Origin of the sequence: Mycolicibacterium novocastrense, from assembly GCF_001499835.1 — a bacterium.
GTDB lineage: Bacteria > Actinomycetota > Actinomycetes > Mycobacteriales > Mycobacteriaceae > Mycobacterium > Mycobacterium novocastrense.
In genome coordinates, this window is record NZ_LQIH01000001.1 from 327,995 (window position 1) to 348,825 (window position 20,831).

General features: G+C 67.8%; 18 protein-coding genes. 8 read left to right on the forward strand and 10 right to left on the reverse strand.

From position 1 onward, the window contains the following. Positions 1-414 precede the first annotated feature (414 nt). The 5 genes from AU072_RS01655 to rpmF all read right to left on the reverse strand — a co-directional run bounded on the left by AU072_RS01655 (position 415) and on the right by rpmF (position 4,940). Complete coding sequence (locus AU072_RS01655) at positions 415-960, reverse strand: MogA/MoaB family molybdenum cofactor biosynthesis protein (RefSeq protein ID WP_165595586.1); 546 nt, start codon at positions 958-960, stop codon at positions 415-417. Between the two features lie 23 nt (positions 961-983). After that, a complete protein-coding gene (locus AU072_RS01660) occupies positions 984-2,363 on the reverse strand; it encodes a S1C family serine protease (protein WP_064412112.1) in 1,380 nt (459 codons plus the stop codon). Positions 2,364-2,539: 176 nt separating this feature from the next. Next, a complete protein-coding gene (locus tag AU072_RS01665; protein WP_064412113.1) occupies positions 2,540-4,009 on the reverse strand; it encodes a HAMP domain-containing sensor histidine kinase in 1,470 nt (489 codons plus the stop codon). Further along, positions 4,009-4,695 carry a two-component system response regulator MprA gene (mprA, locus tag AU072_RS01670; protein WP_064412323.1) on the reverse strand — a complete coding sequence of 229 codons (687 nt, stop codon included), beginning with the start codon at positions 4,693-4,695 and terminating at the stop codon, positions 4,009-4,011. The genes AU072_RS01665 and mprA overlap by 1 nt, the downstream gene beginning before the upstream one ends. A gap of 71 nt (positions 4,696-4,766) precedes the next feature. After that, complete coding sequence (gene rpmF / locus AU072_RS01675) at positions 4,767-4,940, reverse strand: 50S ribosomal protein L32 (RefSeq protein WP_064350598.1); 174 nt, start codon at positions 4,938-4,940, stop codon at positions 4,767-4,769. Positions 4,941-5,136: 196 nt separating this feature from the next. On the opposite strand from rpmF, the gene AU072_RS01680 reads away from it, so the two are divergent. The 6 genes from AU072_RS01680 to AU072_RS01705 are packed head-to-tail and all read left to right on the forward strand — an operon-like array spanning position 5,137 to position 13,519. Next, positions 5,137-6,903 carry an acyclic terpene utilization AtuA family protein gene (locus AU072_RS01680; RefSeq protein ID WP_082680896.1) on the forward strand — a complete coding sequence of 589 codons (1,767 nt, stop codon included), beginning with the start codon at positions 5,137-5,139 and terminating at the stop codon, positions 6,901-6,903. After that, positions 6,900-8,048 carry an acyl-CoA dehydrogenase family protein gene (locus AU072_RS01685; protein WP_064412114.1) on the forward strand — a complete coding sequence of 383 codons (1,149 nt, stop codon included), beginning with the start codon at positions 6,900-6,902 and terminating at the stop codon, positions 8,046-8,048. Before AU072_RS01680 ends, AU072_RS01685 begins: the two co-directional genes overlap by 4 nt. Next, positions 8,045-9,640: an acyl-CoA carboxylase subunit beta gene (locus AU072_RS01690; protein ID WP_064412115.1), complete on the forward strand. Its 1,596-nt coding sequence runs from the start codon at positions 8,045-8,047 to the stop codon at positions 9,638-9,640. The genes AU072_RS01685 and AU072_RS01690 overlap by 4 nt, the downstream gene beginning before the upstream one ends. Before the next feature lie 5 nt (positions 9,641-9,645). Continuing rightward, complete coding sequence (locus AU072_RS01695; protein ID WP_064412325.1) at positions 9,646-11,583, forward strand: acetyl/propionyl/methylcrotonyl-CoA carboxylase subunit alpha; 1,938 nt, start codon at positions 9,646-9,648, stop codon at positions 11,581-11,583. Beyond that, entirely contained in the window at positions 11,580-12,740 is a 1,161-nt protein-coding gene (locus AU072_RS01700; protein WP_064412116.1) for an acyl-CoA dehydrogenase family protein, read from the forward strand. Before AU072_RS01695 ends, AU072_RS01700 begins: the two co-directional genes overlap by 4 nt. Beyond that, positions 12,740-13,519, forward strand: a complete 780-nt coding sequence (locus tag AU072_RS01705) for an enoyl-CoA hydratase family protein (protein WP_064412117.1) — start codon at positions 12,740-12,742, stop codon at positions 13,517-13,519. The genes AU072_RS01700 and AU072_RS01705 overlap by 1 nt, the downstream gene beginning before the upstream one ends. Here the strand turns inward: AU072_RS01705 and AU072_RS01710 are convergent. Both AU072_RS01710 and AU072_RS01715 read right to left on the reverse strand, forming a co-directional pair. After that, positions 13,516-14,463: an HTTM domain-containing protein gene (locus AU072_RS01710; RefSeq protein ID WP_064412118.1), complete on the reverse strand. Its 948-nt coding sequence runs from the start codon at positions 14,461-14,463 to the stop codon at positions 13,516-13,518. The two genes, AU072_RS01705 and AU072_RS01710, sit on opposite strands and share 4 nt — an antisense overlap. Continuing rightward, positions 14,460-15,068: a hypothetical protein gene (locus AU072_RS01715; protein WP_133147257.1), complete on the reverse strand. Its 609-nt coding sequence runs from the start codon at positions 15,066-15,068 to the stop codon at positions 14,460-14,462. Before AU072_RS01715 ends, AU072_RS01710 begins: the two co-directional genes overlap by 4 nt. A gap of 85 nt (positions 15,069-15,153) precedes the next feature. Here AU072_RS01715 and AU072_RS01720 point away from each other — a divergent pair, with 85 nt between their 5' ends. Together AU072_RS01720 and AU072_RS01725 are read left to right on the forward strand one after the other, a co-directional pair. Further along, entirely contained in the window at positions 15,154-15,915 is a 762-nt protein-coding gene (locus AU072_RS01720; RefSeq protein WP_064412120.1) for an SDR family oxidoreductase, read from the forward strand. Positions 15,916-16,008: 93 nt separating this feature from the next. Beyond that, on the forward strand, positions 16,009-16,590 hold the full coding sequence (locus AU072_RS01725) for a DUF1707 SHOCT-like domain-containing protein (RefSeq protein ID WP_064412121.1): 582 nt from the start codon (positions 16,009-16,011) through the stop codon (positions 16,588-16,590). Positions 16,591-16,603: 13 nt separating this feature from the next. Here the strand turns inward: AU072_RS01725 and AU072_RS01730 are convergent, their stop codons facing one another. The 3 genes from AU072_RS01730 to AU072_RS01740 all read right to left on the reverse strand — a co-directional run bounded on the left by AU072_RS01730 (position 16,604) and on the right by AU072_RS01740 (position 20,787). Then, positions 16,604-18,580 (reverse strand): VWA domain-containing protein, encoded by a 1,977-nt coding sequence (locus AU072_RS01730; RefSeq protein ID WP_064412122.1) that lies wholly within the window; start codon positions 18,578-18,580, stop codon positions 16,604-16,606. Positions 18,581-18,684: 104 nt separating this feature from the next. Beyond that, a complete protein-coding gene (locus tag AU072_RS01735; protein WP_064412326.1) occupies positions 18,685-20,067 on the reverse strand; it encodes a sigma 54-interacting transcriptional regulator in 1,383 nt (460 codons plus the stop codon). A 60-nt stretch (positions 20,068-20,127) separates the two neighbouring features. Beyond that, positions 20,128-20,787, reverse strand: coding sequence for a hypothetical protein (locus tag AU072_RS01740; RefSeq protein WP_064412327.1), 660 nt, complete (start codon positions 20,785-20,787; stop codon positions 20,128-20,130). Between the last annotated feature and the right edge of the window lie 44 nt (positions 20,788-20,831).

Sequence of the window (20,831 nt, forward strand, 5' to 3'; positions counted from 1 at the left end):
GGCCCGAACCCGGCAACGGGAGATCGTCGTACGAGTGCGGAACGTTACCCGACCTGCCCGTTTGCCGGGGAGGCAGCCCGGGCGCTCGCCGTCGGGCGGTCACCTGGCCGTAACGTGGACCAACCGGTCGGGCCCCAGACAGCACACCGCGGCCACGCGTGAAAACGCACGAAGGCTGCTCACGCGGTATCGCCACGATGGATCAATTGTGATGGGGCGGGCGATTTTCCCGCATCCAACGCTCGCGCTCGGCGTCATCGTCGGCCGTCGGGGCGTCACGTTCATCACCCGAAATTCGCGGGATGACCTCGCCGAAAACCTCGTCGATTGATTCGCGGGCGGGTTTGGATCGCTCACTCACGATGCCGCCTTACTGTGACCAAGATCACATTTGCGTGCTTACGGCGTGTCGGGTCAGATGTCGAGGCTGGACAGCTGGCCGATGATCTGGACCGCGAGCGGATTGAGGGTCGCCATGCCGTCGCGCACCGCCGCGCGGGAACCGGCGAGGTTGACCACGAGCGTGCTGCCCGAGATGCCGGCAAGGCCGCGGGACACCCCGGCGTCGATCATTCCCGCGGACAGCCCGGAGGCGCGCAAGGCCTCCGAGATGCCGAGCAGTTCACGGTCGAGGATGTCTCGGGTGGCTTCGGGCGTGACGTCGCGGGGGGTGACGCCCGTGCCGCCGACGGACACCACGAGGTCCACCCCACCGATCACGGCGGTGTTGAGAGCGTTGCGGATCTCGACCTCGTCGGACGACACGACCACGACGCCGTCGACGACGAACCCGGCCTCACTGAGCAATTCGGTGACCAGCGGACCGCTGTGGTCTTCCTCGTCGCCGTGTGCGGTGCGGTCGTCGACCACGACGACCAGTGCTCGGCCCACCAACTCCCCTGGCTGCTCCATGACTGCAACCGTATATGCGGCCCGCGACAGCGGCGCGGCCACTCTCAGGGTGGTCGTATCCGTCGGCGTCATCACTGCTGGGCCTTACCCAGGGTGACCTGGACCGTCTTCGGCTTCCCGGACGGGTCGAGGTAAGACAGCGTGACCTTCTCCCCCGGCGCCCTGGACCGGATGGCGGCGACCAGCGCGTCGGCGCTGCTGATCACCCGGTCGTCGACCTTGGTGACCACCACTCCGCTGGGCAGACCCGCCGCGGCGGCAGCGCCACCGTCGGTGACCTCGACGATCCGAGCACCGTCGACCGACGCGTCGTTACCGACCTGCACACCCAGCGACGCGTGCGCCGCGGTGCCGTTCTTGACCAACTCGTCGGCGATTCTCTTGGCCTGATCCACGGGGATCGCGAAGCCGAGGCCGATCGAACCGCTCTGCGCCTGCGGTCCGGCGTCGGCGCCCAACGTGGCGATCGCGGAGTTGACGCCGATCAGCTCACCGCTCATGTTGACCAGCGCGCCACCGGAGTTGCCGGGGTTGATGGCGGCATCGGTCTGGATCGCGTCCAGGACAGTGTTCTGATTTCGGGCATCACCGCTGGCGGCGACCGGACGGTTCAGCGCGCTGATGATCCCGGTCGTGACGGTGCCCTCGAGGCCGAGCGGGGAACCGACGGCAACCACGTCCTGACCCACCTGCAGGTTGGCCGACGAACCGATGGTGATGGGCGTGAGGTCGGAGACGCCCTGAGCCTTCACCACGGCGATGTCGCTGCTCGGGTCGGTACCGATGACGGTGAACGGGGCGGTGCGACCGTTCGAGAAGGTGACCTTGGTCTGCGCCCCGGCGGAGCCCGCTGAAGAACCACCGGGGCCGCCGGGCCCGGCCGGCCCGCCTTGGGCCGCCGACACCACGTGGTTGTTGGTCAGGATCAAGCCGTCGCTGGACAGGATGATGCCCGACCCCTCTTCGGATGCGCGGCCCATATCCGTCTCGAGCTTGACGACGCTCGGGACCACCTTCGCCGCGACTTGTTCCACCGAGCCCACCGGCAGGCTGGCCGCGGGCACACTGGGCGCCGCGCCGTCGATCGACGACGATGCCGAGGGGCGGTCCGGCTGCGCCAGCAGCGCCACCCCGCCGCCGATACCGGCCGAGACGACCGCCACGGCAAGCGCTCCTGCCGTCAAAGCCCCTGCGCGAGAACGCTTTTGAGGTGACTGACCGGTCAGCGGCTGAGCCGCGCCGCGGTAGGGATCGTAGGGCGAACGGAACTGCTGCTGGGTCGGATGCTGGTGAGCCACATGCTGCTGCGTCGCATAACGCCAGTCGTAGGGCTGCTGCTGGTAGGGGCCGGGGCGCTGCGCGCCACCTGGGTAGCCGGGCGTCCCGTACTCAGTGCCCATCGGCCGGCGGCCGGGCGGCGGGGGCGGCGAATACCTCGGGTGGTTCGTCATGTCGCTCGGGCTCTTCCTTTTCCTTCGTTTCCTGAACAAATGGACAACGTTCGACTCGCGTCAACAGTGCCCCGTCGGGCTGAGAATCCACTTAGAGGACGTTCGGTTGATACCCAATCTTCGTTCCCCCATTCCCGCCGGTGTCAATCATCGTTGACATCGGTCCCCGCGCCTGGCTACTCGACGGGGGCGTGTCGGGGAGCGACCCACTCGTCGGCGTGATCATGCGTGGGCCGCCCCGGCAGCACGACGTGCATTGACGTACCGGGTGGTTGCCCGCCCGGGACGGTGTCCTCGATTCGCAGCGAACCGCCGTGTTTGAGCACGACCTGCTTCACGATCGCCAGTCCGAGCCCCGAGCCCGACATCGACCGGGCTGTCGTGGACCGGTAGAACCGCTCGAACACGAGCGGGCGCTCCTGGGGCGGAATGCCGGGACCGTAGTCGGAGACCACCAACTCGGCGTTCATCGGGTCGATCTGCATCAACCGAACGGTCACCAGGCCGCCTGGAGGGCTCCATTTCGCGGCGTTGTCGAGCAGATTGAGCACGGCGCGCGCCAAACCGGCCGAGTCACCGTAGACCAGCCACGGCGTTGTCGTCGCCTCGAACTCAATGTCGTTGCGGCGGCGCCGAACTCGTTCCAGCGATCGGTCCACGATCTCGGCGACGTCGACCATCTCGTGCACGGTGACACCCGCGTCGTCTCGCGTCAGGTCGACCAGATCACCGACCAGCGTGGACAATTCCTCGATCTGGGCGATCACATCGGCCCGCAGTTCGGCCATCTCGTCCTCTGGCAACCGAGGCGCCCCGGGCGCCATCGACGCCATCAACAGTTCGACGTTTGTGCGCAACGACGTCAGTGGGGTGCGCAGCTCATGGCCTGCATCGGTCACCAGGCGCGCCTGACGTTCGCGGGACTCCGCCAACGCACGCAACATCATGTTGAACGCCTCGGTGAGACGGGCGAGTTCGTCGCTGCCGAACACCGGTATGGGTCTCAGGTCATCGGTGCGCGCCACCCGCTCGGCGGCCTGGGTCAACCGCGCCACGGGACGCAGGCCCGCCCGCGCGACAGCACCACCCGCGATCGCGGCGACCGCGACCCCGATCCCACCGACGACGATCAGCACGGTGCTCAACCGTCGGAGCAGCGCGGTGGTGGGCGCCATGCTCTTGGAGATCAACAGCGAACTGTCGTTGGACAGGTGCATCGCGAGCACCCGCTGATGATCGACGGTGCGCAACGACATGATCAGATCCCCACGCAGGACGGCCTTTTCGGGGTCGCCCAGCGGCAGAGTCTGCCCCTGTTGATTGGCCGTGAAGATGGCCCGGCCGGGGATCACCAGCATCGCGTTGACGTCCGAATACGCGGTGCCCTCGATGGCCTTGCTCGGATCTGCTTGCAACGAGCCGCTTTCCATGAGCAGCCGTGCCCGGTTGCGCAATTGGTTGTCGACGTCGTCATACAACGCGCGCGACACCACCGCCCAGACCGCCACCGTGGTCAGGACGACGACCATCGCCACCATCGACATCGCCAACAGCATCACGCGCCAGCGCAGCGACACCGAGCTGGTTCTCGACGGCGGTCGAGGCGCTTCGGTTTGGGGCGCAGCCCCGTAATTGGGCACGGACATCAGGGAGGTGTTTCGCGCAGCACATAACCCACCCCGCGCACGGTGTGGATCAGTCGCGGCTCTCCTTCGGCTTCGGTCTTGCGGCGCAGGTAACCGACGTACACCTCGAGGGCGTTACCAGACGTCGGAAAGTCGAAGCCCCACACCTCCTCGAGGATGCGACTGCGCGTCAGCACCCGGCGCGGATTGGCGATCAGCATCTCCAGAAGCGCGAACTCGGTGCGGGTCAGGCTGATCTGGCGTTGGCCCCTGGTGACCTCGCGGGTGACGGGGTCGAGCGTCAGATCGGAGAAGGTCATCGCCGCCGATTCCGCGCCGTCGTCGGGGCCCGTGCGGCGCAACAACGCCCGCATCCGAGCCAACAGTTCTTCGAGCGCGAACGGCTTGGGCAGGTAGTCGTCGGCTCCGGCGTCCAGGCCGGCGACCCGCTCGGAGACCGAGTCGCGCGCCGTCAGCACCAGGATCGGCAGGTCGTCACCGGTGCTGCGGAGTTGTCGGCACACCTCGAGGCCGTCCAGGCGCGGCATCATCACATCGAGCACCAGGGCATCGGGCCGGTCGCTGGCGATTCGTTCCAGCGCCTCGACGCCGTCCCCGGCCAGTTCGACTGAGTAACCGTTGAACGAGAGCGAACGGCGCAGCGACTCGCGCACCGCGCGATCGTCATCGACGACAAGTATGCGCACAGCCACAGTGTCAACCCCCTGTCTGAGAGCGACCTGAGAGGCGCGCCGGAACCGGTGCGCCCGGCACCGCGCTAGCGGCGGTCGAGGTCGATCAGGCCGAGGCGGGCGGCCTTGAGCAACCGGCGCGGCACCTTGTGCTGCTGACCGGCGACGTTGACGCCCACGAGTTCCGTGCGCTTGGCCTTCCACTGCGCACGCCGGCTACGGGTGTTCGCGCGCGACATCCTGCGCTTGGGCACAGCCATGGTCGAGATCTCCTCTTGAGGGGGTAAGTCTGGCGCCGCGCGCACGGGTAGGCGCCGGCAAGTGTCCTTCAGGATAGCCAACGACCTGCGTAGCCTCCAAAACAGCGGAATTCGATGGCCCGAACCTTGACGCGGTACCGCTGGTCATCGTTAACCTACCGGTTGGTTGGCAGCGGCCGCGACGAAGGGAGCCCGCGTGACCTCTGCACGTGGTCCGGTCCGGATCGGCAACTGCTCGGGGTTCTACGGCGACCGGCTTTCGGCCATGCGCGAAATGCTCACCGGCGGTGATCTCGACTACCTGACCGGGGATTATCTCGCCGAGCTGACGATGCTGATCCTGGCCCGCGACCGCGCCAAGTCGGCCGACCGCGGCTACGCCAAGACGTTCCTGACCCAACTCGAGGAATGCCTCGGCCTGGCGCTGGACCGGGGTGTGCGCATCGTCACCAACGCCGGCGGGCTCAATCCCGCCGGCCTTGCCGATGCGGTGCGAACGCTCGCAGACCGGTTGGGGTTGGCCGCCGACGTGGCACACGTCGAGGGCGACGACCTGGTCGGGCGCTCGGAGGAGTTCGGATTCGATTCGGTTCTGGCGGCCAATGCCTACCTCGGCGGCTGGGGCATCGTCGAGTGCCTCAACTCCGGCGCCGACGTGGTGGTGACCGGGCGCGTGACCGACGCATCCGTGACCGTCGGGCCGGCCGCCGCGTACCACGGCTGGAGTCGCACCGACTACGACCGGCTTGCCGGTGCGGTCGCGGCCGGCCATGTCATCGAATGCGGCGCCCAGGCGACCGGCGGCAACTACGCGTTCTTCGCCCGCGACTTCCCCGATCTGAGCGCCCTGATCCGGCCGGGGTTTCCGCTCGCCGAGATCGCCTCGGATGGTTCCTCGGTCATCACCAAACACCCCGGCACTGGCGGCGCGGTCACCGTCGACACCGTCACGGCGCAACTGCTGTACGAGATCGGCGGGGCGCGCTACGCCAATCCCGATACGACGCTGCGTGTCGACAGCATCGAGCTCTCCGACGACGGGCCGGACCGTGTGCGGATCTGCGGCGTGCGCGGGGAGCCGCCGCCGCCCGCGTTGAAGGTCTCGCTCAACAGCATCGGCGGATTCCGCAACGAGATGACGCTCGTCCTGACGGGCCTCGACATCGAGGCCAAGGCGGAGTTGGTGCGGCGCCAGCTCGAGGCGGCCCTGACCGTCAAACCGGCCCAGCTCGAGTGGACTCTGGCGCGCACCGACCACCTCGACGCCGACACAGAGGAGACCGCGAGCGCGCTGTTGCGCTGCGTGGTCCGTGACCCCGATCCCGACAACGTGGGCCGCCAATTCTCCTCCGCAGCAGTAGAACTCGCGTTGGCGAGCTATCCCGGCTTCCACGCCACCAGCCCGCCCGGTCAGGGGCAGGTCTACGGCGTGTTCAAACCCGCCTTCGTCCCGGCCGCGGAGGTGCCCCACGCCGCCGTGCACGCCGACGGTTCTCGTGTCGAGATACCGCCCGCGGGTGACACTCTGGAACTGGCACCCGTGCCGCCGGCGGCGCTCCCTGAACCGCTTGCGTTCGGCGAGACCAGACGCGCACCGCTCGGCCTCATCGCCGGCGCGCGCAGCGGGGACAAGGGTGGCAGCGCGAACATCGGCGTATGGGTGCGGACGGACCCGCAGTGGCGTTGGCTCTCGCACATGTTGACCATCGACAAGTTGCGCGAACTGCTGCCCGAGACAGCGGATCTGCCGGTCTCGCGCCACCTGCTGCCCAATCTCCGCGCGGTCAACTTCGTCATCGAGGGCATCCTCGGCGAGGGCGTCGCCTACCAGGCACGGTTCGATCCGCAGGCGAAGGGGCTGGCCGAATGGCTGCGCAGCAGGTCCGTCGACATACCTGTCGAGTTGGGTGAAGACATACCTGTCGAGTTGGGTGAAGAGATACCAGAGGAGTTGCTGCCGTGAGCATGTGGCACACCCCCGAGCGCGAACAACTCCGCAAGTCCGTGCGGACATTCGCCGAACGCGAGGTGCTCCCCCATGTCGACGAGTGGGAACGCGCGGGCGAGCTGCCCCGCGCGCTGCACCTCAAGGCCGGCGAGGCCGGGCTGTTGGGCGCGGGTTTCCCCGAGGCGGTCGGCGGGGGCGGCGGCGACGGGGTCGACGCGGTGGTGATCTGCGAGGAGATGCACTACGCCGGTTCGCCCGGCGGCGTGTTCGCCTCGCTGTTCACCTCGGGTATCGCGGTGCCGCACATGATCGCTTCGGGCGACGAGCGGTTGATCGACACCTATGTGCGCCCCACCCTGCGCGGTGAGAAGATCGGCAGCCTCGCGATCACGGAACCAGGCGGCGGCTCGGACGTCGGGCACCTGACGACCAAAGCGATCAAAGACGGGAACGACTTCGTCATCAACGGCGCAAAGACCTACATCACGTCCGGGGTCCGCGCCGACTATGTGGTGACCGCGGTGCGTACCGGTGGGCCGGGCGCGGCGGGAATCTCGTTGATCGTGGTGGACAAGGGAACACCGGGTTTTGCCGTCACCCGCAAGCTCGACAAGATGGGCTGGCGCTCATCGGACACCGCCGAACTGTCCTACACCGACGTTCGGGTTCCGGCCGCCAACCTCGTGGACACCGAGAACTCCGGCTTCCAGCAGATCGCGCAGGCGTTCGTCTCCGAACGCGTCGGGCTCGCCGCGCAGGCGTATGCCGGTGCGCAGCGCTGCCTCGACCTAACCGTCGAATGGTGCCGCAACCGCGAAACCTTTGGCCGCCCGCTGATCTCGCGACAACAAGTACAGAACACTCTGGCCGAGATGGCGCGCCGGATCGACGTGGCCCGGGTGTACACCCACCACGTCGTCGAACGGCAGATTCACGGTGAGACCAACCTGATCGCCGAGGTGTGCTTCGCCAAGAACACCGCCGTCGAGGCCGGCGAATGGGTGGCCAACCAGGCCGTCCAGCTGTTCGGCGGCATGGGCTACATGACCGAGTCCGAGGTCGAACGTCAGTACCGCGACATGCGCATCCTCGGGATCGGCGGCGGCACAACCGAAATCCTCACCTCCCTGGCCGCCAAGACGTTGGGATTCCAGACGTGACCGCTCTCCGCTCCACACTCGACGCCGCTTCGCCCACATTCGCTAAGGCGGCAGCGGCGATGACCGCCAAGATCGCCGAACTCGACGCCGAACACGCCAAAGCACTGGCGGGCGGCGGCGAGAAGTACGTGCAACGACACCACGACCGCGGCAAGCTGACCGCCCGCGAACGCATCGAGCTGCTCATCGACCCGGACTCACCGTTCCTGGAGCTGAGCCCGCTCGCCGCGTGGGGCAGCGACTTCACCGTCGGCGCCAGCGTCGTCACCGGCATCGGTGCGGTCGAGGGCGTCGAGTGCCTGCTCGTGGCCAACGATCCCACCGTCAAGGGAGGAACCAGCAACCCCTGGACGCTGAAGAAGATCTTGCGCGCCAACCAGATCGCGCTGCAGAACCGGCTTCCGCTGATCTCGCTGGTCGAGTCCGGCGGCGCCGACCTGCCGACGCAGAAGGAGATCTTCATCCCCGGCGGGCAGATGTTCCGCGACCTGACCAGATTGTCGGCGGCAGGCATTCCGACGATCGCCCTGGTGTTCGGCAACTCGACCGCCGGCGGCGCCTACATCCCCGGCATGTCCGACCACGTCGTGATGATCAAGGAGCGGTCCAAGGTGTTTTTGGCCGGGCCGCCGCTGGTGAAGATGGCCACCGGCGAGGAAGCCGACGACGAGTCTCTCGGTGGAGCCGAAATGCATGCCCGCACATCGGGACTGGCAGACTACTTCGCGCTCGACGAAGCCGACGCCATCCGCATCGGACGCCGCATCGTCGCCCGGTTGAACTGGCACAAGCGGGGCCCGGCTCCCGCAGCGGTCGTCGAACCGCTCTATGACGCCGAAGAACTGGTCGGCATCGTGCCCGCGGATCTGCGCATCCCGTTCGACCCGCGTGACGTGATCGCCCGCGTCGTCGACGGATCGGAGTTCGACGAGTTCAAACCGATGTACGGTTCGTCGCTGGTGACGGGGTGGGCGAGGCTCTACGGCTACCCGATCGGCATCCTGGCCAACGCGCGCGGCGTCCTGTTCAGCGAGGAGTCGCAGAAGGCCACCCAGTTCATCCAGCTGGCGAACCGCTCGAACACCCCGCTGTTGTTCCTGCACAACACGACCGGATACATGGTCGGCCGCAAGTACGAGGAAGGCGGCATGATCAAACACGGCTCGATGATGATCAACGCGGTGTCGAACTCGACCGTGCCGCACATCTCGCTGCTGATCGGAGCCTCATACGGCGCCGGTCACTACGGGATGTGCGGCCGCGCCTATGACCCGCGGTTCCTGTTCGCCTGGCCCAGCGCGAAATCCGCGGTGATGGGTGGAACTCAGCTGGCCGGAGTGCTGTCGATCGTCAGCCGGGCCGCCGCCGAGGCCCGCGGTCAAGCCGTCGACGAGGACGCCGACGCCGCGCTGCGGGCCGCGGTCGAAGCGCAGATCGACGCCGAATCACTTCCGATGTTCCTGTCCGGCAGGCTCTACGACGACGGGGTGATCGATCCCCGCGATACCCGCACCGTCCTCGGGATGTGCCTGTCCGCCATCGCCAGTGGCCCGATCGAGGGGACGTCGAACTTCGGCGTCTTTCGGATGTGAGCGCGATGATCACTCGAGTTCTGGTCGCCAACCGCGGTGAGATCGCCCGTCGCGTGTTCGCCACCTGCAGAAGACTCGGCATCGGAACGGTCGCCGTCTACACCGACCCCGACGAGCACTCCCCGCACGTCGACGAAGCCGACGCGCGGATACGCCTGAGCGGCCGCACCGGATACCTCGACGCCGATCAGCTGATCGCCGCAGCGAAGGCGGCAGGCGCGGACGCCGTCCATCCGGGATACGGATTCCTCTCGGAGAACGCCGAATTCGCACGCGCGGTAGGCGAGGCGGGTCTGACGTGGATCGGGCCGCCTCCCGCGGCCGTCGCCGCGATGGGCAGCAAGATCGAGGCGAAGAAGATGATGGCCGCCGCGGGTGTTCCCGTACTCGACGAGCTGGACCCCGACGGCGTGACCGCCGACCAGCTGCCCGTGCTGATCAAGGCGTCGGCGGGCGGTGGCGGCCGGGGGATGCGCGTGGTGCGTGAGCTCTCCGAGCTGCCGGGCCAGGTCGAGGCCGCCCGCCGGGAGGCGGCGTCGGCATTCGGCGACCCGACGGTGTTCTGCGAGCGCTACCTGGCCAGCGGGCACCATGTCGAGGTTCAGGTGCTCGCCGACGAACACGGCACCGTCTGGGCGGTCGGCGAACGGGAGTGCTCGATCCAGCGACGCCATCAGAAGATCATCGAAGAGGCACCCTCGCCGCTCGTCGAGCGCACACCGGGTATGCGCGCCAAGCTCTTCGATGCCGCGCGGCTGGCCGCGACCGCGATCGGCTACACCGGGGCGGGCACCGTCGAGTTCATGGCGGACGCGTCCGGTGACTTCTACTTCCTCGAGATGAACACCCGATTGCAGGTCGAACATCCCGTCACCGAGGAGACCACCGGCCTGGATCTGGTTGCGCTGCAACTGCTTGTGGCCGACGGGGGCAGGCTCGACGCCGAACCGCCACCCTCGCGGGGCCACGCCATCGAGGCCCGCCTCTACGCCGAGGACCCGGCCAAGGGCTGGCAGCCGCAGGCCGGCACCGTGCACCGCTTCGAGGTCCCCGCCAACGTCCGGGTGGATTCCGGGGTTGTCGACGGTTCGGTGGTGTCCATCTTCTATGACCCGATGCTGGCCAAGGTGATCTCGGTGGCGCCCCACCGGCGTCAGGCGGCCGCCGTCCTCGCCGATGCGCTGTCGCGCAGCCGCATTCACGGAGTACGGACCAACCGCGATCTGCTGGTCAACGTGCTGCGGCACCCGGCGTTCCTCGACGGTGCCACCGACACCGCGTTCTTCGACACCCACGGACTGGGGGCGTTGTCCGCACCACTCACCGACGACCGCACGGTGGCGCTGTCGGCGGTGGCCGCCGCTCTGGCCGATGCGGCGCAGAACCGCACCGAAGCCACCGCATTCGCGGCTGCCCCCAGTGGTTGGCGCAACCTGGCGTCGGGCCATCAGATCAAGCGGTACACGGATAGCGGCGGCGCCGAACACGATGTGCGTTACCGGTTCACCCGCTCGGGGCTCGAGTTGCCGGACCACGACGACGTGTCACTCGTCTCGGCGACGCCGACGCGGGTCGTACTGACCGTGACCGGGGTGGACCGGCCGTTCGAGGTGGCACGCTACGGCCAGGACGTGTTCGTCGACTCCCCCTCGGGCCCCGTCCATCTCACCGCGAGACCGCGGTTCGGGGACCCCGACGACGACGTCGCACACGGCTCGCTGTTGGCACCGATGCCCGGGTCGGTGCTGCGCGTCGGAGCCGTGGTCGGTGACGCCGTCACCGCCGGCCAACCGCTGGTGTGGCTGGAAGCCATGAAGATGGAGCACACCGTCACCGCACCCAGCGATGGTGTGCTCGCCGAACTCAACGTCGAACCCGGCCAACAAGTCGATGTCGGCTTCGTCATCGCCCGAGTCGTCGCCCGATCCGAAGGAGAACAGTGAGCAGTTTCGTCGAGACCGAAGAACAGCAGGCGTTACGCAAGTCGGTCGCCGCGATGGCCGCCAACTTCGGCCAGGACTACTATTTGGAAAAGGCACGAGCCGACCAGCACACCGACGAGTTGTGGTCGGAGGCAGGCAAACTCGGATTCATCGGCGTGAACCTGCCCGAGGAGTACGGTGGTGGCGGCGCAGGCATGTATGAGCTGGCCATCGTGATGGAGGAGATGTCGGCGGCCGGGTGCCCACTGTTGCTGATGGTGGTCTCCCCCGCGATCAACGGCACCATCATCGCCAAGTTCGGCACCGACGACCAGAAGAAGCGGTGGCTTCCGGGTATCGCCGACGGTTCCATCACGATGGCGTTCGCGATCACCGAACCCGACGCCGGTTCCAACAGCCACCGCATCACCACCACCGCGCGTCGTGACAGCGGCGACTGGATCCTGTCCGGACAGAAGGTGTACATCTCCGGTGTCGATCAGGCCCAGGCCGTGCTCGTCGTCGGCCGCACCGAAGATCACAAGACCGGCAATCTCAAACCGGCGCTGTTCATCGTGCCGACCGACACAAAAGGGTTGAGCGCGACCAAGATCGAGATGGAACTGGTCAGCCCGGAGAACCAGTTCCAGCTCTTCCTCGACGAGGTTCGGCTGCCTGCTGACGCCCTCGTCGGATCCGAGGACGCCGCGATCGCGCAGCTGTTCGCCGGTTTGAACCCCGAGCGCATCATGGGCGCCGCGAGCGCGGTCGGCATGGGCCGGTTCGCGATCAACAAGGCGGTCGACTACGTCAAGACCCGTCAGGTCTGGAAGACGCCGATCGGTGCCCACCAGGGATTGTCGCATCCGTTGGCGCAGAACCACATCGAGATCGAACTGGCGAAGCTGATGATGCAGAAGGCCGCGTCGCTCTACGACGCAGGAGACGACGTCGGCGCCGCCGAGGCGGCGAACATGGCCAAATACGCGGCGGGCGAGGCGTCGGTGCGCGCGGTCGATCAGGCGGTGCAGTCGATGGGCGGCAACGGGCTGACCAAGGAGTACGGAATCGCCGCCGCGGTGACGGCGTCGAAGCTCGCCCGCATCGCGCCGGTCAGCAGGGAGATGATCCTCAACTTCGTCGCGCAGACCTCCCTCGGGCTGCCCCGGTCGTACTGATGGACACGCTCGTCGGGTACACGGTCGACGGGCCGGTCGCCCGGCTGACGCTCGACTCCCCCGCCAATCGCAACGCATTGTCGACCGCCCTGGTCCAACAACTGCACCAGGGCTTCACCGACGCCGTCGCCGATCCGGGCGTGCGGGTCGTCGTGCTCGGTCACACCGGCGGAACATTCTGCGCGGGAGCCGATCTCAGTGAGGCGGCGGGTCGCGACCCGAGTGAGCTTGCCGTCGACCGCGCCCGGGAGATGACCCGGCTGCTGCGGCGCATCCTCGAGCTGCCGGTCCCCGTCGTCGCCGCGATCGACGGCCACGTCCGCGCCGGGGGGCTCGGGCTGGTCGGCGCATGCGACATCGTGGTGGCCGGCCGCCAGAGCACGTTCGCGTTGACCGAGGCCCGCATCGGCGTCGCCCCGTCGATCATCTCGCTGACCCTGCTTCCCAGGATGACCAGCCGCGCGGCGAGTCGCTACTTCGTCACCGGTGAGAAGTTTCAGGCCGCGGAGGCGGCCGGGATGGGCCTGATCACGATCGCCTCTGATGACGTCGACGCCACCGTCGCCGAGCTGACCGCCGCGATCGGCAAGGCGTCGCCGCAGGGGTTGGCGACGTCGAAGGCGTTGGTCACGGCGCCCATCCTCGAATCCTTCGATCGGCATGCCGAAGAGCTCACCGCGCAGAGCGCCGAATTGTTCGTCTCCGAAGAGGCCCGCGAAGGCATGCTCGCTTTCCTCGAGAAGCGCCAGCCGAGATGGGCGCGCTCAGACGAGTCTTAGGACACCGCAGACTGTTCGGGTGACTGACCCGACAAGCGGTTGGCTTTCCATCGCGTGGGGAGGCGCTCGATTGTCTCGCCGGGAACGAACGCCAGATAGAGCACGAACATCGCGACGCTGAAGAACGCGACGTTCAGGTTGACCATGATCGTCAGGTGCATCACCACGCCCGCCGCCAACACCCAATACCGCCAGCGTCTGCTCCAGACGAGTATCGCCAGCGCCAGTTCGATCAACAGGGTGCCCCACGTGATGAGGTTGACCAGAATCGCGTTGGCGGCCAACCATTCCGGAGCGGGCAGCAAAGCCCATCGACCGTCGGTACCCCAGGCGTAGAAGACCGCTGAGCCGTCCACCCAGGTTTTGTTCGCCAGCTTCGCCTGGACGGTCACCAGGTAGATGATCGACAACTGGATCTGCAACAGCCGCACGGGCCATACCGCCCTGGTCTGGGCGGACCAGAACGCACCGGCTCGCCGTCGCTGGTCCAGCGACAGCGCTGCGCCGCACGACGAAAGCGCCAGAACCAGGGCGATGACGGTGAGGATGGAGTCCCCGGCGTTGAAGTAGTGCTCACCCCGCCGCAGAAACGATTGCAGCAGAACGAAAACGAGGACCGCCGCCACGCGGCTGTGCCATCCCACCGTCAACGCGATGGCCGACACCACCAGCAGCACCCACCCGGCGAGAAGAGCGTTGTCGCCCGGCCATATCTGGAAGACGCTCCACTGGAAGTCGGCGCGGGGATGCTCGGGCTCCACCCCTTGAGTTCCGAACACCGCCAGAAGATCGGGGATGAGCGTCAAACACCAGACCACGACGACCGACCCGAATCCCATCCGCACCAGACCCAGCGGGTAGACGGGCGCAGCGGTGAAGAAGAAGGCGTTCCAGCGGTCGACGCAGGAACCAAGCCCCGACCGCAACCGCTCACCCGCGCTCATCGAGCCCCCGCCAAATTCTCTTGGTACAGAAGTTTCGAGGCGGTCGGGCGTCGCGTCTCGCCCGACTCCTCACCCGGCGCCGTCAACGTCTCCGTCTTCAGCAGCATGGTGACGGCGACGGCCCGATCGTTCGGCTGACTCACCTCGCGGACCACCCAGTGCGCCAGCTGCCGCCTGAAGTCGGAGTCCAGTACGGCGGCATACCGCAGCAGCAGCCAGCGATCCCACCACCCGACGCCGCTGGCGCCGGGCTCGAAGGTCCACACCCGCGACTGGCCATCGGCGAAGCGCACCTGCACCTCGACGGTGTCCTGGCGCCTGCTCGGGTTGGCGTACATCGCCCAACTCTGGTCGAGTGCGGCGGGCACCGCGATCGGCTCGACGATCGGCAGCAGCTCACGCTTAATCGGAGAGTCGGGCAGGTTGCACACGACCCCGACGAGCACGAACAACACGATGCCCACGCTGATGGCCACCCTGCCCGCCGGTGAACTCTCGAACCGCTGCTGAAGGGAGTACGACCCGCCCAGGCTCGGGCGACGGTCCTGCTGCTCCTGCTGTTCTGGCGTCGCCGTCACCCATTCCCGCCCTTCCGTCGGAAACACCCTAAGTTCACCGTGCGGTTCTCGCCACGGCGCCGTGTCACCGGAAGGACCCCAAGCCTTGACCGCAGGCATAGTGTGAGGGCTGATGGCACGTACGGTTCTGGTCACCGGGGCGACGGGCACACTGGGCCACCGCGTCGTACCGGAGGCGATCGACGCGGGCCACGATGTCCGGGCGCTGAGCCGCAAGAGCCATGTCGGGTACACGGGCGTGCACTGGGCCCAGGCCGACCTGCTGACAGGCGCTGGCCTGGACGCGGCGGTCGACGGCATCGAGGTCGTGGTCAACTGCGCGACGCAACCGATCGGCGACAAGGACGTCACCGCGATGCGCAACCTCGTCGCATCGGCCCGCCGCGCCGGCGTCGCGCACATCGTGCACGTGTCGATCGTCGGCGTCGACCGCATCCCGCTGCCGTACTACCGCACGAAGCTGCGCGCCGAACAGGTCCTCGAGGCGTCCGGTGTCGGTCACACGGTGTTGCGGGCGACACAGTTCCACGACCTGATCCGCACGATGTTCGCACTGCAGCGGTACTCCCCCGTGATGTGGGCTTTTCGCGGGGTCCGGTTTCAGCCGATCGACACCGCCGACGTCGCGACGCGGCTGGTGGAACTGGTCGACACCGAACCCGCGGGGCGGGCGCCGGACGTCGGCGGCCCGGCGGTGCACACCCATGCGGAGTTGGCGCGCATGTATCTCGAAGCCACCGCAAGCCGACGCCGGGTCCTGGCGGTACCCGTGCCGGGACGAATCGGGAAGGAGCTGCGGTCGGGCGCCAACCTGGTTCCGCAGAACCCGGTGGGCACGGCCGGGTTCGCCGAATTCCTGGCGTCCCGAAATTAAGTTTGCCCGTCTAGATTCTTCGCCCCAGCGAGTCAGGGCACAGTTTGGCCTACTTGCTTGCATGTGCCACGGTTCGTCGTACGCTCGTATCCGATGAGCAATCCAGCGTCGCGGAGCGGTTCGATGCGTGCTGCTGACACCGATCGAATTCAGGTGGCACAGCTGCTCACTGATGCCGCCGCCCAGGGCCGACTTCAACTCAACGAGTATGAGGACCGTCTCACCAGGGCATATGCCGCGCAGACGTATGACGAGCTGGACCGTTTGTCGGCTGATCTGCCCGGCGCGATCACCCGGGGCCGCAGCGGCGGCCCGTGCCGGCCGGCGCCGTCGACGATGCTGCTGGCGATCATGAGCGGCTTCGAGCGCCGCGGCCGCTGGAATGTGCCCAGGCGGATGACCACGTTCGCCCTCTTCGGCGGCGGAGTGGTCGATTTGCGGTACGCCGACTTCACCTCACCGGAGGTGGAGATCCACTCGTACTCGATCTTCGGCGGCCAGACGATCCTGGTGCCGCCGGAGGTCAACGTCGACCTGCGCGGCGTCGGCGTCATGGGCACCTTCGACCGGTCCGTGGAGGGTGAGGGCTCGCCCGGCGCGCCGTGCGTGTGCATCCGCGGCTTCTCCCTGTGGGGGCGCGTCGGGGTCAAGCGCAAGAAGCGCAAGGCCGCCTGATTCGCACCGGCGCTCAGCGACGTCGGCGCGACCGCAGATAGTCGCCGACGACCGCGGCGCCCAGCCCGTCGAGGTCCGGCACCACCACGCGGCCCTCCACCCGCCGCGCCACCTGGTCGATGAACCGCGCCAGCCCCGGATCGTTGCCGAGCCGGAAGATCGTCACCTGCGCGCCGAGCGCGGCGACCTCGTCGAAGCCCTTGACCGTGTGGGCGATCGTCCGTGGATGCGGCGGGTAGTCAAAAAACACTGCCGGCCCGCCCTCGTCGCGGGGGTGATGTTCGAGGTGTGCGGTCGGCTCTCCGTCGGTGACGACGAGCACCACCGGCTGGGCGTTGGGATGACGACGCAGATGCCGCCCGGCCAGGGCGAGCGCATGGTGCAGGTTGGTGCCCTGCTCGTATACGCCTTCCAGGCCGGTGAGTTCGGCAGCCGTCACGGTTCGGGCATAGCGTCCGAACGCGATGATCTGCAACGCGTCCGATCGGAACCGGGTGCTGACGAGATGGTTGAGCGCCAGCGCGGTGCGCTTCATCGGCAGCCACCGGTTCTCCATCACCATGGAGAACGAGGTGTCGACCAACAGCGCCACCGCCGCCTGGGTGCGGGTCTCGGTCTCGGAGACCTCGACGTCCTCGACCGTGATGCGAATCGGCCGCTCGGCCACGCCCGTCCCGGCCTGGCGCAGCACCGCGTTGGTCAGGGTGCGCGTCACGTTCCACGGCTCGGTGTCGCCGAACGCCCACGGCCGGGTCGCGCCGGTCAGCTCGCCGGCCGCGCCGGCCCTGCGGGTGTCACGCTCACCGTGCCTACCCGAAAGCTGTTGCGCCACATCGCGTAGCGCCGTCTGTCCGAGCTGGCGCATCGCCTTGGGCGACAGCCGCCACTGGCCGTCGGACCCGCGGTCCAGGAACCCCTGATCCATCAGCGCCCGCTCCAGCTCGGCCAGTGTTCGCGCGTCGACGGCGGCGTCCTCGCCCAGCTGGCGGGCCAACATGTCGAGGTCGACGTCCTCCATCGTGGCGCCGGCATAACTCTGCGACAGCGCCTCGGCCAACTGCTCGAGTTCGGCGATGTCGGCCATCGCCTGAGCGCCGTCGCCCATGCCGAGCGGGTTGTCCCCGGAGAAGTTCTCCGAACCGCTCCAGTCCTCGCCGGGCCGGGCAGCCTGCAGGTGGGAGTCCAGGCGGTTCAACGCATTCATCAGTGAGGGCGAGCCGAATGCCTGTTGCGCCAACGCATCCAGTTCGGCGCGCTGCTCGGTGCTCAGGCTGTTGCGGAAGCGTTGGGCGGCCGCGGCGCGCTGGGCCAGCGAATCCAGCAGTTCGTCGACGTTGCGCGGGTTCTCCGGGAAGAACTCGCCGTGCTTCTTCATGAAGTCGTCGAAGTCCTCTTGGGAGTCCTCGCCCCTGGCGTGCTTGTCCAGCAGGTCGTTGAGGTCGTCGAGCATCTCGTTGACCCGCTGCCGGTCCTCGTCGGTGGCGTTCTCCAACGCCTGCTTCATGCCCGCGAATCGCTGGTCGAGCATCTCGCGGCCGAGCAGATCCTTGATCTGCTCGTATTTTTCGCGCCCCTCGGGGCTTCGCCAGTCGTAGTCCGACAACTCCTGGACGGCCTTGGCCGGCGACGGCGGCAGCGACTCGATGCGCATCTCGTTGAACCGGGCGTCGTCGTCCAGGGCACGGGCCAGTTCCTTGCGCTCGGCGAGGACAGCCTCGTCGAGGAGCTTCTTGACCTCCGCCAGCGTGCCGTCGAGGTTGTTGCGCGCCAACAACTCCCGGCGACGACGGTTGGCTTCGGCCGCGAGTTTGTCGGCGCCGCGCATGTTCTTGGTACCCCGCCGCAGCATCTCCGACAGCGCCCGCCGCGGCGAACTGCCCTCCATCACGTCCTGACCGATCTGCTCGAGCGCCTCGCGCAGGTCGATCGGGGGCGCCAGCGGGTCCGGCCCGCCGGTATATCGCGAATACCGCGATGTCCGTTTAGTCATGCCCCCACACTCCAAGTCGCCTCGCGTGTGAATCTGACGACGTTTTCCGGCTATTTCCGTCGTCAGATTCACATTTGGTGCCGCGCCACCTCGGCGGGCCATGTTCAGCCATAGGTTGTTTCGCCCTCGTCCGAGACCTTGTCGATCCGCTTGGCCAGATACAGCGCCTCGAGCGCCAACTCGACTGCGGCGGCCCGCTGTCCGTCGGTCTTCGCGTCGAGCCGCTTCTGGATCTCGGCGATCGCGGGCACTTCGGGCACTGCGGCCAGCACGTCACGCGCCGAGACCCGCTCACCGGTGGTGACCGCCGAACCGTTCTCGATCGCGACCACCAGCGGTCCGACGTCGATGCCGCCGAGCAGCCGCTGCGCGGTGTCCGCGGTGGCCCGCCGCAGCAGATGTTCGAGCACCGCCTGCTCGCGACCCTCCTCGCCGGACTCGAACTCCAGCTTGCCGCGCAGCACATCGACCACCGTGCCGAGGTCCACCACCCGGGCCACCGGCTCCTGCTCACCGAGTACCGCCGACCGGTGCCGCGCGGCCGCGGCGACGGTTTCGGCCGCGGCGATCGCGAAGCGCGCCGAGACCCCCGACCGCTGATCGATCGACCGTGACTCGCGCAGGTAGCGCGCGAACCGCGCCAGCACCTGGATCAGGTACTCGGGCACCTCGGCGGCCAGGTGCGCCTCCTGGGTGATGACGCCGACCTCCGCGTCGAGCTCGATCGGGTAATGCGTGCGGATCTCGGCGCCGAACCGGTCCTTGAGCGGGGTGATGATCCGGCCGCGGTTGGTGTAGTCCTCCGGGTTGGCGCTGGCGACCACGAGCACGTCGAGCGGCAACCGCAACGTGTACCCGCGGACCTGGATGTCGCGCTCCTCCATCACGTTGAGCATCGACACCTGGATGCGCTCGGCGAGGTCGGGCAGCTCGTTGATCGCGACGATGCCCCGGTGCGCCCTGGGGATCAGCCCGTAGGCGATGGTCTCCGGGTCGCCGAGGCTGCGACCCTCGGCCACCTTGATCGGGTCGATGTCGCCGACGAGGTCGGCCACGCTGGTGTCGGGGGTGGCCAGCTTCTCGGTGTAGCGCTCACTGCGGTGTCGCCATGCGATCGGAAGGTCGTCACCCGAGTCCGCTGCACGCCGGATGGACTCTGGGGTGATCGGGTCGTACGGGTGCTCGCCCAGCTCCGAACCGGCGATCACCGGGGTCCACTCGTCGAGCAGACCCGTCAGCGCGCGCAGCAGTCGCGTCTTGCCCTGACCGCGTTCGCCGAGCAGCACCACGTCGTGGCCGGCGATCAGCGCGCGCTCGAGCTGAGGAATGACGGTGTCCTCGAAGCCGAGGATGCCCGGCCACGCGTCACGTCCCTGTGCCAGAGCGGCCAGCAGGTTGTCCCGGATTTCTTGTTTGACGCCCCGCTCGCGATGGCCCGAGGCCCTCAGCTCGCCGACGGTGCGGGGTAGATCTTGGGGTTGAGTCACCACTCCAAGCTACGACTTGTCTCGCCCGCGTGCGGGTTCCCCATGCCAAGCCGCGTCCACTCAGCCCTTCGACGGAGGCAGGAGTTGGAACCCGTCGAGGATCGACTCGCTGTCGCGCTGATACGTCGGGTCCTCCGGGACCAGGGTCTGCACGGTCACGCTGACCGCGAAAGTCCGGTTCTGGGTGCGCATGACCGCGCCGAGGGCGACGGCCGGGTGCGGCGCGACGTTACCCATTGCGGGCATCTGGTAGTTGAACGTCCTGGCGGGCTCCCCACACAGCGAGCGCTCGGTCTCGCGCACGGCGGTGGCGCCGATGCCCGACTCGAGTGCGTCGCGCATGTTGGTGAATATCAGGCCCGCGTCCTGCGCACCCGGCGCGCTCTCGAGCGTCACCACGACGTTCGGCGTGAAGCCCTGGGCGGTCAGGTCGTCGTTGCGCATGGCGAAGCGGATCAGCTCCGAATCCATCATCGTGGTCCGCACCCAGCCCGGCGGCGTGGGGATCCTCATCACCGGCTCGTTGTCGTTTTTCGCCGGGATCGTCGTCAAAGGGTCGTCGACGACTTCGCACCGCGAGGAGTCGAGTCCGCCGGAATCGGCCGCCGCCGAGAGATCGTCACCCGCGACCGCGCGCGCGTCGTCGATGGTCCGCGTGCAGGAGACCAGCAGACCCGTCGCCAGCAGGAGAGCGATGGCGGCACGCGACGCAGTGGGCATGCTGTGCAACATAACCACCTCCCGACGTCTTCGGCGGAGATCAA